10 protein-coding genes are annotated in these 10,301 nt (G+C 70.3%); 4 read left to right on the forward strand and 6 right to left on the reverse strand.

Annotation, left to right across the window (positions count from 1 at the left end; translation table 11 throughout):
- Positions 1 to 64: 64 nt before the first annotated feature.
- Positions 65 to 1,033, reverse strand: a complete 969-nt coding sequence (locus F3T56_RS07645) for an alpha/beta hydrolase (RefSeq protein ID WP_149823926.1) — start codon at positions 1,031 to 1,033, stop codon at positions 65 to 67.
- Positions 1,034 to 1,311: 278 nt separating this feature from the next.
- On the opposite strand from F3T56_RS07645, the gene F3T56_RS07650 reads away from it, so the two are divergent.
- Positions 1,312 to 1,731, forward strand: coding sequence for a transcriptional regulator, SarA/Rot family (locus F3T56_RS07650; RefSeq protein WP_149823950.1), 420 nt, complete (start codon positions 1,312 to 1,314; stop codon positions 1,729 to 1,731).
- 35 nt (positions 1,732 to 1,766) lie between these two features.
- On the opposite strand, the gene F3T56_RS07655 is transcribed toward F3T56_RS07650, so the two are convergent.
- On the reverse strand, positions 1,767 to 2,750 hold the full coding sequence (locus F3T56_RS07655; RefSeq protein ID WP_149823927.1) for an aldo/keto reductase: 984 nt from the start codon (positions 2,748 to 2,750) through the stop codon (positions 1,767 to 1,769).
- 131 nt (positions 2,751 to 2,881) lie between these two features.
- Here F3T56_RS07655 and F3T56_RS07660 point away from each other — a divergent pair, with 131 nt between their 5' ends.
- Positions 2,882 to 3,880 (forward strand): glycoside hydrolase family 43 protein, encoded by a 999-nt coding sequence (locus tag F3T56_RS07660; protein ID WP_149823928.1) that lies wholly within the window; start codon positions 2,882 to 2,884, stop codon positions 3,878 to 3,880.
- Between the two features lie 43 nt (positions 3,881 to 3,923).
- Here the strand turns inward: F3T56_RS07660 and F3T56_RS07665 are convergent, their stop codons facing one another.
- The 4 genes from F3T56_RS07665 to F3T56_RS47530 form a co-directional block, all read right to left on the reverse strand.
- Positions 3,924 to 6,248 (reverse strand): extracellular solute-binding protein, encoded by a 2,325-nt coding sequence (locus F3T56_RS07665; protein ID WP_149823929.1) that lies wholly within the window; start codon positions 6,246 to 6,248, stop codon positions 3,924 to 3,926.
- Positions 6,245 to 6,646, reverse strand: coding sequence for a heme biosynthesis HemY N-terminal domain-containing protein (locus F3T56_RS07670; RefSeq protein ID WP_149823930.1), 402 nt, complete (start codon positions 6,644 to 6,646; stop codon positions 6,245 to 6,247). Before F3T56_RS07670 ends, F3T56_RS07665 begins: the two co-directional genes overlap by 4 nt.
- Before the next feature lie 72 nt (positions 6,647 to 6,718).
- A complete protein-coding gene (locus F3T56_RS07675) occupies positions 6,719 to 7,744 on the reverse strand; it encodes a vWA domain-containing protein (protein ID WP_149823931.1) in 1,026 nt (341 codons plus the stop codon).
- 130 nt (positions 7,745 to 7,874) lie between these two features.
- On the reverse strand, positions 7,875 to 8,225 hold the full coding sequence (locus tag F3T56_RS47530; protein ID WP_246203476.1) for a hypothetical protein: 351 nt from the start codon (positions 8,223 to 8,225) through the stop codon (positions 7,875 to 7,877).
- Between F3T56_RS47530 and F3T56_RS07685 the strand changes: the two genes are divergently transcribed.
- The gene (locus tag F3T56_RS07685; RefSeq protein WP_246203475.1) at positions 8,115 to 8,384 is read left to right on the forward strand and encodes a tyrosine-type recombinase/integrase; all 270 of its coding nucleotides are present in this window, start codon (positions 8,115 to 8,117) and stop codon (positions 8,382 to 8,384) included. The two genes, F3T56_RS47530 and F3T56_RS07685, sit on opposite strands and share 111 nt — an antisense overlap.
- A gap of 591 nt (positions 8,385 to 8,975) precedes the next feature.
- Positions 8,976 to 10,295 carry an ISL3 family transposase gene (locus F3T56_RS07690; RefSeq protein WP_149823933.1) on the forward strand — a complete coding sequence of 440 codons (1,320 nt, stop codon included), beginning with the start codon at positions 8,976 to 8,978 and terminating at the stop codon, positions 10,293 to 10,295.
- The last annotated feature ends 6 nt before the right edge of the window (positions 10,296 to 10,301 follow it).

The raw sequence follows: 10,301 nt of genomic DNA on the forward strand, positions 1-10,301 counted from the left end.
CGGCCGGGGCGGCCCGTTTTCCCCACAAGGTCAGACGGTCCCGAAGGTCAGACGATCCTGAAGGTCATACGGTCCCGAAGGCCGTGCGCAGGGTGCCGATCGCCTGCCCGATGGCAGCCTCGGCGGCGTTGGTCTCCCGCAGGGCGTTGAGCATGACGAAGTCGTGGATGATGCCCTGGTAGCGCACCGCGGTGACCGGAACCCCGGCCTCGCGCAGCTTGTTGGCGTACGCCTCGCCCTCGTCGCGCAGGACGTCGGCCTCGGCGGTGATGACGAGCGCCGGGGGCAGCCCCTTGAGCTGCTCGGCGGTGGCCCGCAGCGGTGAGGCGGTGATCTCGGCGCGCTCCTTCTCACTGCTCGTGTACTGGTCCCAGAACCACCGCATGGCGTCGCGCCGCAGGAAGTACCCCTCGGCGAATTGGTCGTACGAACCGGTCTCGAAGGCGGCGTCGGTGACCGGGTAGAAGAGCACCTGCTGGACCAGCGGCACATCGCCGCGCTCCTTGGCCATCAGGGTCAGCGCGGCGCTCATGTTGCCGCCGACGGAGTCCCCGGCCACGGCCATCCGGGTCGCGTCCAGGTAGTGGCCGGCGCCCTCGGTGACGACCCAGCGGGCCACCGCGTAGTTCTGCTCGATCGCGACCGGGTATCGGGCCTCGGGCGACAGGTCGTACTCGGGGAAGACGACCGCGGCCCGCGCGCCCACGGCCAGCTCGCGCACCAGCCGGTCATGGGTATGGGCGTTGCCGAAGACCCAGCCGGCGCCGTGGATGTAAAGGATCACCGGAAGCACGCCCTTGGCTCCCTCGGGCCGGACGATACGGGCCCGGAGCTCGCCGGTGGGTCCGCCCGGCACGATCACCCACTCCTCGTCGACGGCCGGCATGGCGATCGCGCCCGACTGCACCTCGTCGACGACCTTGCGGCCCTCGACCGGCCCGAGGTCGAACAGGTACGGCGGGTTCGCGGTCGCCTCCGCGAAAGCAGCGGCGGCGGGCTCCAGAACGGGACGGGGGCGGGCGGTCTCGGACATGGCGGTCTCCTCGGGGATCGGGTGCCGCGGGGCAGGCTCGGCCGACGAGGTTCGCCGGGGCGGCGGCACACGATAACAGTAGCTCCCGATTAAGTCGTACACAACTAATTCATGCTCGATTCCATACCGAACTACTGTTTAGTGCACGATACAATCGGGGAGACTCAAAGGTAGGGTGGGAGATCGTCATGAAGAGCACGGGACCGAGGAGCGACACCGTGAGCACAACAGGCGACTTCGTGAGCACCGCCGGAGCGGAGCCGGCGCAGGGGTACACCCTGCTCCTGGACGACCAGCTCTGCTTCGCGCTGTACGCCGCCTCGCGCGCGGTCACGGCCCGCTACCGGCCGCTGCTGGAAGAGCTGGGGCTGACCTATCCGCAGTACCTGGTCATGCTCGTGCTCTGGGAGCAGGACTCGATCTCCGTACGCGACCTCGGGGCCGCGCTACAGCTCGAGTCCAGCACCCTCTCCCCGCTCCTGAAGCGCCTGGAGGCCGGCGGTCTGCTCCGCCGCGAACGCCGTACGGACGACGAACGCTCCGTCGCCATCCGTCTCACCGAATCCGGTGCACAGCTCAAGGAGCGGGCCCGTACGGTGCCCATGGACATAGGCGACGCCATGGGCCTGACCCCCGAGCAACACACCACGACCAAACAGCTGTTGCGGACGCTCACCGCCAACGTCAGCCAGGTGTGACCGGGGGCCGGCCCACCGGCACGGACCGTCCGCCGTCAGTGCGCGGCGTCCAGTCTGCCCCGCTGCTCCTCCGTCAGCTCCAGGTCCACCGCGCCCAGGTTCTCCTCCAGTTGGGCCACGGAAGACACCCCGGCGAGCGGGACGATCGGGAACCGGCCACCCAACTGCCAGGCGAGCACCACCTGGTTGACGGTCGCCCCCGCCTCCCGCGCGACCTCCTCCAGCGCCTTGAGCCGGGCGGGGGTGCCCGGGTGGTCGTAGTCCGGCCGCAGCTTGTCGGGGCGTACGTACCCGCCGGTGAGCAGCGGCGAGTAGGCGACGAGGGTGAGTTCGGGCTCGGCCTCCAGATAGCTCAGCAGTTCGGCGGTGGTCGCGCCGAGGGTGCCGTCCGGCCAGAGGTCGCCCGGGATGTCGGTGCGCGGGCGGAGGTAGCTGTGGTGGTACTGGAGCACGTCGTACCCGGGCAGTCCCGCCGCCGCGGCGAGAGCGCGGGCCCGTTCGACCCGCCAGACGGCGTGGTTGCTCACGCCGAGGAGACCGACGGTGCCCTCCACGACGAGTTCCGCGAACCCCTCGACGGTCTCCCGCAGCGGGGCCGTACGGTCCTCGATGTGCGCGTAGAGCAGATCCAGCCGCTCCGCCCCGAGCCGCTCCCGGCTCCGCTCCGCCGACTCCCGGATCACCTTCGCCGACAGCCCCTCGGCGTTGTCGACATAGCTGGTACCGGGCGCGAGCGGTCGGGCGCCGAGCTTGGTCGCGATGACGATCTCGTCACCGACGCCCCGGCTGCGCCGCCACCGCCCGAGCAACTCCTCGCTCTGCCCGCCCTGACCGCCATCGGCCCAGAAGGCGTAGTTGTCGGACGTGTCGATGAAGTTCCCTCCGGCTTCCACATACCGATCGAGCAAGGCGAAGGCGGTCTTCTCGTCCGTCTGCGAGCCGAACAACATCGCGCCGAGCGCCAGAACGCTCACCTCGCGGCGGGTAGCCGGATCACTGCCGATCATGCGGTACTTCATGCCGCTGCCTCCCCTTGCGCCCGCCCATCGGGCTCGAGAAGGAGTCTTCAACTTGGAGCGCACGCGAAGTCAACCGTGCTGACACAAAGGAGGATTCGCCCATAACCGACACCGAGACGGACACCACATTGATGCTGCTTCCCGACATGCCACTGCACGACCCGTTCATCTTAGCCGACGACGCGACCCGCACGTACTACCTCTACACGTCCAACGACCCGACCGTATCGGGCGTGGACGGCACCGGCACGATGGTCTACCGCAGCCGCGACCTGCGCGACTGGACCCGCCCCGTCGTGGTGTTCCTGACCGCCGAGCAACCGGGAATCTGGGCGACCGACGGCGGCTGGGCGCCGGAGGTCCACGCCTGGAACGGCAAGTACTACCTGTTCACCACCCTCCACAACGAGGACAGACCGCTCCCAGTACCCCCGGCCGGCCGTTGGGGCACGCCGTTCCAGCTCAAGAACCACATGCGCGGCACGATCACCGCCGTCTCCGACTCACTCCTGGGCCCCTTCACAGCCGTCGATCCCGCGCGCCCCACCCCACCCGAGAACCTGATGACCCTCGACGGCACGCTGTACGTCGACCCGTCCGGACAGCCCTGGATGGTGTACGCGCACGAGTGGCTGCAGACCATCGACGGCACCGTGGAGGCGATCCGGCTCACCCCCGACCTGACCCGCACGACAGGCGCCCCGACCTTCCTGTTCAAGGCCTCGGACGCGCCCTGGCTCAACGACCAGATCCCCGCCGGCGTACCGCACCAACTCCCGCCCTACATCACCGACGGCCCCCAGCTGTACCGCACCACTGACGGCTCACTCCTCATGCTGTGGTCGACCTACGAAAAGAACGCGGCCACGGCCGACGGCACCATCAGCGGCGGCTACGTCCAGACCTACGCCGTCTCGAAGTCCGGCGACATCACGGGGCCATGGCAACACCGCCCCCTGCTCCGCGACGACAGCGGCCACGGCATGCTCTTCCACACCTTCGACGGCCAACTGACGATGATCCTCCACCGCCCCTTCGACAATGCCCGCGGCAAGCTCTACGACATGCAACTCGTGGGCCACGAACTCCGAGTACTCCGCCAGCGCACCGACCTCGACGGCGGAGGCTGAAACCGGCCCCCGTCGTGCGCCCGCTCCTCGTACTCGGCCGAACCTATGCGCCGGCCTCGCTGCACACCTGGAGGCCCGCGACCCCCTCGTCCTTGTCCGTCAACTCCTGGACGTTCTGGACGTTCTGGACGCCCTCCAGGATGTCATCGAGGTTCACGTCGGACAGTCCGCGCCTGGCCACGGCGGCGACAGTCCGCAGGACCGCCTCGTGGAACGCGTCCCGCACGGCAGGGCGCATGACGTCGGAGGCGTCGAGGCAGCGCGGCACCTCGGTCTGCCGGAACTTTCCGTAGATCGCGCGTGCGGTGGCATCCACTTTGCCGTGGTCGGCGACCTCCGTCATGACCGTGGTCATCGCCGAGTACATGGTGCCCTGGCCCGCCCACCTCTGCTGCCCGGCCTCGGAGAAGAGGGCGCGCAGCGCCTTGCGGGCCGGTTCCCTGTCATTGAAGAGGGCGGCGAAATCGCCGGACACCTCGTAGCCCCGGGTCCGGTAGGGCCCGCCCGGGAGCAGTGGTGCCGTGTCGGTGAGGCGGGCGCCGTCGTCGCCCTGTGCGAAGGAGCCCTGGTGTTCGAAGGCGCACCGGGGTGTGGCCTCGCGGAAGGCGGTGTCGTTGCCCGGTGCGAGAGCGGCGGGGCCGCGCCAGTCCGTGGTCAGTGCCCGCTTCGCACGTTCGCTGTCCGTGGCGAGGAACCGGGCCCACTGCCGCCATGCCTCCCGGACCGACCCGTTCGTCCACGCCGTGGAGGCGTCCTTGCCGGTTCCGCGGGCCCAGTCCGCGTAGACGTCCGGTCCCGCCTGCTGCAGCACGATGTCCTCGATCCAGTCGGTGCCGGGCCAGCCGGCGGCGCCGTCCTCGCCCATGCCGAGGCACCAGGAGGACAGGGTGGTGGGGCTGCCGACGGCAGACTGCCACACGATGCTCTTGAGGTTGGCGTTGACCGGCCACCAGTAGGTCTGGCCCTTGCCTTCCGGGCGCCAGGGGCCCGCGTATCGCAGGCCCTTGACCAGGTCGTCGAGCGGCTTCAGGTGCTTCTCGGCGCGGTACTCGGCCAGCTCCCCGATGCCCGGCATGATCGCGATGTCGGGCGGGTCGCCGGCCTGCACACGGGAGAGCAGCACCTCACGCTGGGCGGAGGTGCCCTGGTAGCGGATACGGATGCCCTCGGCCTCCATGAGCTCACGGAAGCGCTGTTCCTCCTCGCCCGTCCATGGGCCGAGCACGGTGACGACGGGATCCCGCTCCAGGAGCTGGGGGGTGACGATCGCCGCCACGACAGCCAACGCGGCTGCTGAGGCGATCCGGCGGCGCCCCTTCGTGCGGGTCACGCGGTTCCACAGGCCGCGCGCCCACGACCAGTCGACCGGGCGCACCGGGTAGTCGGTGGTGAGCCGGGCGACGACGCCGGCGACGACGGCGCAGGAGGCGGCCACGCCCACGACGACGTAGGCGACGTTCCACCAGCCGAAGGCGGACAGGCCGGGCAGGCCGGTGGCGGCGACCCGCTGCTGCGCGGCGGCGAGGGCCCCGGCGTTTCCGTGCAGCGAGTCGTTCAGCGCGATGTCCAGGATGGCCGCGAGGTCGGTGCGGACGGCGTTCAGGCTCTCCGCCGTACGCCACGCCAGGAAGGCCGGTACGGCGGCCAGGGCCAGGAAGCCGGTGGCGCCGGCCAGTACCCAGGGCGCGAGGAGCCGACCGCAGCGTCGGCTGATGGCCCGGCACTCGAGGCCCGCCGCGGTGGCGGCGGCCGCCAGCGCGACCGCCGCCGCCACCCACGACGCGGTCAACAGGAGTCCCAGGTCGGCGAGTTCACCGGCCCGGCGCTGTTCGGCGGTGGCGACCGTGTCGAGGCGGTCGAGCAGGCCGGTGTCGGGGCGCTCCAGGAGGGCATGGGCCTCGGCAAGTTTCTCGTCCCGCATCTCGCCGTCCGCCTGGTACTTGCCCGTGGCGAGGGTGATGGCCTTGTTGTACGCCTCCAGCAGGCCGTTGACCGCGGAGATGTCCTGGTCGATGTCGCTGCCGACGTGGTCCGCGAGCTGGGTGAGGCCCTGGTCCGCGGCGGCGAGCTGGCTCTCGGCCGTCTCGCCCGCGCCGACCGTACCGGCGACCTTCTGGTCGATCGAGTCCCGGGCCGCTTTGTCCGCGCGCAGCACAGCGAGCCTGACGGCCGCCGAACCCTGCACGGACGGTGCGACCTCCTCGCGCAACTCCCTTACCGTTGCGTCGAGTTGCGATACGGCCACGCCGGTGAGCAGGGTGACACCGACGGCGGCGCAGCCGAGGAACGCCCACAGGTGACGCAACAGCAGCCGTCGCGTGCTCACACCGCGCGGAGCCACGCCGGGCCGCTCGCGCCGCCGACTCATGACAGCCCCTCTCCACAGCGCGTGCAGTAAAGGGCCCCGGGAACGGGCGTTTCCTCGCAGACCGGGCAGGGGCCGGCGGGGCGCTGCCGGCCTGACGTGCGGCCCGTGGTCCCGGCAGCCGACCGGGCGCCGAGGCGCAGCAGGGTGACACTGACCCGGTGGGTGTCGGCGGGCAGGCGTACGCTGACCGATCCGGCGGCGGCGTCATGGACTTCGCCATAGACCTCGATCTCGGCGAGCACCCAGCCCTCGCCGCTCCGGTGCGCCGCCGCGGCGGCCTCTCCCAAGTGCCGTTCCGCGTCGGCCCGTCGACCGGCCGCGAGGGCTTTGAGACCTTTTCTGAGATGCATGACCATCCGGTGCCGTGAGTCGAGGAGGCGGCTGCTGTCGCCGGTCATCTCGTCGCTCGTGCGGGGGGGGCGGTCCGTGCGGGTGGGAGGCGGGGATCGCGCCAGCGGGCGGTGACGGCTTCATGCAGGGACCCCAGCGACACCATGGCGAACTGGAGTTCCTCGCCGAGCGGGTCGTCGGTGCCGTCCGCGCGCAGGGCGAGGAGGAACTCGCCGGCGGCGCCCGTCGGATCCCACGGCAGGGTGGGGAACACGTGACGGTACGGTCCGGACGGCGGGTCGGCGGCGAGTTCGAGGTGCTCGGGCGTGAGCTGGACAAGGGACTCGACGCTCACACCGGGGCGTACGGTGACCTCCAGCGGCAGCGCGGGCACGGCGGCAGGCACGGCGGCAGGCACGGCGGACCGCCGCGGCGAGCGCGGCGGCGAAGTCCGGGCCCGCGTCGTCGGCCGTCCCCCGCAGACGGCCGACGATCCGTTCCAGTGGCCGGTAGTCCCAGTGCTTGCCGACGGCGATCACATCGCAGGTGAACTCGGCGCCGCACGCGGCCAGTTGGGCGGCGAGCGACGCGTCCTCGTATCCGGTGCTCCCGTCGGTGACCAGCAGCAGCCGGCACAGCGGCCGGTCGCACCCCGCGAACAGCCGCCGTGCCTCGGCCAGCCATCCGTCGTAGCCGAAGGATCTCGGTGCGCCGTCGGCGGCCAGCGGAGCCGCGCCCATCGCGAAGGCCGCATTGACCCGGTGCCGCCGGTCGGCCGGCGCCCACGAGCCGGGGCCGGCCGGGTAGTAGCGCACCGGCCCCTCGCCGCGCCCGCCGCCCGCCGTGACCACGGCGAACGACACCCCCGAGGGCATCGCAGTGAGCGCGTCGCGCACCGCGGCCACCATGCGCTCCCTGCGGTGTTCGGCGAGGTCGAGCGCGATGAGCAGGGCGACTTGCCCGGGGTCGGCGTGCTCCCCCCGCGCCCGGTCGAAGACGGCCACCTTCACCTGGGCGAGCAGCCGGGCCGACTCGCCCGGCACGCGTCTGTCCGGCACGAGATCGGGCTCGTCGACATGGACGACGAGCGTGGTGGCGTACGGCACCGCGGTCCCGCCACCGCCCGAGGACGGCGTCGTCGGAACCTGCTCGGCCGGACATCTCATCAAGTCCTCCTGGCAGGGCATGTGTCGAATGTCCCGTCGTCCGCGCGAAGCGCGGGCGCAGCGGTGTCCGGTGCGCAGGCGGGACATTCGACACACGCCCTGGGTGCTGCGGCACGGACACCGCGCCGTCTCACGTCCACGTCGTCGGGCGGACGGCGTGGGCGCGCTCCACCAGGGCCTCGCTGAGGTCCGCGTCGGTGGCGGCGAGTTCCAGGTAGTCGTGCTCCAGTTGGGCGCGGACTTCCACCGCCCGGCGTTCGGCGGGGGTCGGTTCGTACGCGGGCCGCCACCAGCGGCGCAGGTGGTGCCACAAGGTGGCTTCGCCCGTGCCGAGCAGGCAGGCGAGGCCTACGAGGGCTCGGGGTATGTCGTGGTCGACGAGTTGGGGAGACCGTTCAAGACGGACAAGCTTCGCCGCGAAGCCCAGAAGCTGATGGAGGAGGCAGGGGTACGCCGAGTCCGCCTCTACGACGCGCGTCACGCCTGTCTGTCTTGGATGGCCAACAACGGCGTTCCCGACACGGTTGTCTCCGCCTGGGCCGGACACAGCGACCTGTCCTTCACCAAGCGTGTGTACGTGCACCCGGACCCGCAGAGCCTCAAGGCAGGTTCGGAGAAGCTGAGTGAGCTACTGGGGTAGGGCTGTGACCAGCCCACCTTTGGTGGGGGGCATGAGCCCTCACCGTGACGTTAACCGCGATTCGAGTCATAGCCCCACCGAGCCCGGCCGTCCTTGCCCATGAAGCACTTGGCGGGACGTCCGTCCTCGGCGATGCCGAGAGCCCCGATGGGGGAACAGGCGTATCCGAACTGGATACCCACTTGGCCAGCGAGGTCCTGGCCGCCTGTCCCGCCGTTGTCGTTGTCTTCCTCTGCTTCTGTCTCTGGGGAGTCGGGCGGAGAAACGGTCTCGGTTGTTGTGGTAGTGAGCGATGTGGGTTCTGATGATGGTTCGTCATTGATGTCGTCGACCGTTGAGATCATGAAAGCGCTGAAAAGTGGGTCTTCGAACTTGAGCGGTGTGTCGTCCCGAGTGGACTGACTGGCTGTCACGTTGCGTGAAGACCANGGGTCTTCGAACTTGAGCGGTGTGTCGTCCCGAGTGGACTGACTGGCTGTCACGTTGCGTGAAGACCACGGGTGATGGAGGTTGCCCTGGTAGCAGGATGCCCGTGGCCATGAGTGATCATTTCTGTTCTCGACGCAGAACGATCACCCAGAAACCACGGGCTTGGACAACGATACGACGTTGCTGCTCGACCTGGACGGCCTGGCCGTCGCGCGGGTGGAGCGGCTGGAGGACGGCACCCGCCGGGTGCACCTGATCACCGCCGATGAGCGGGCACGGGCCTGTCCCGAGTGCGGGGTGTTCGCCACCCGGGTGAAGGGCTCCGCGACGACCCGGCCCCGCGATCTGCCGTACGGCGAGAGCGGGCTGGAGTTCCGCTGGCACAAACGCCGCTGGTGGTGCCGGGAGCCCGGCTGCCCGCGCCGGTCCTTCACCGAGCAGATCCCGCAGCTACCGGCCGGCGCGCGGATCACCATGCGGCTGCGCGGTGCCGCTGGGCAGCGGATACGCGACGCCGCCTCCACCGTCATCCAGGCCGCCCGTGACCCGCACCTGTCCTGGCCCACCGTGATGGACGCCTTCCGCACCGCCGCACATGAGGTCACCCAGGCGCCGCTGCCCGAGGTGAAGGTGCTGGGCATCGACGAGACCCGGCGCGGACGGCCGCGCTGGGAACAGGACCCCGCCACGGGCAAATGGATGCTGACGCGCGATCGGTGGCACACGGGGTTCGTCGACGCACTCGGCGCCGGCGGCCTGCTCGGCCAGGTCGAGGGCCGCACCGTCGCCGATGTGCTCGCCTGGCTCGCCACCACCCCGCTGGCCTGGAGAAATGGCATCGAGTACGTGGCCATCGACATGTCGGCCACCTACCGCGCCGCCGTCCGCACCGGTCTCCCGCACGCCACCGTCGTGGTCGATCACTTCCACATCGTCCAGCTCGCCAACAAGATGCTGTCCACGGTCAGGCGCCGCACCACCGCCGAGACCCGCGGCCGGCGCGGACGCGCCAGTGACCCGGAGTGGAAAGCCAGACGGCGCCTGCTGCGCAACCGAGAGGACCTCACCGACGAACAGTTCGCCACGATGTGGAACGCACTGCTGGGCGAGGGAAGGATCGGCCAGACCCTGCTGACGGCGTGGATCGCCAAGGAGAACCTCCGCAACCTCCTCGCGCGCGCCCGCACTGGCGCCGACCGCCATCAAGTCGGCCACGCTCGCTGGAAGTTCCTCACCTGGTGCGCGGACTCCGACATCCCCGAGGTGAGGCAGCTCGCCGTCACCGTCGACCGCTGGTGGCCGGAGATCGAAGCGTTCATCCACACCGGGCACAGCAACGCCAAAAGCGAAGGCATCAACCGCGTGATCAAGCTCGTCGCTCGCAACGCGTTCGGCTTCCGCAATGCCGACAACCAACGACTACGGACACACTGCGTCACCACACGCCGAGCCCGCGGACACCTCCGCACCGCTCAACTTTGAAGACCC

It is taken from the genome of Streptomyces tailanensis, from assembly GCF_008386495.1.
GTDB classification, from domain to species: domain Bacteria; phylum Actinomycetota; class Actinomycetes; order Streptomycetales; family Streptomycetaceae; genus Streptomyces; species Streptomyces tailanensis.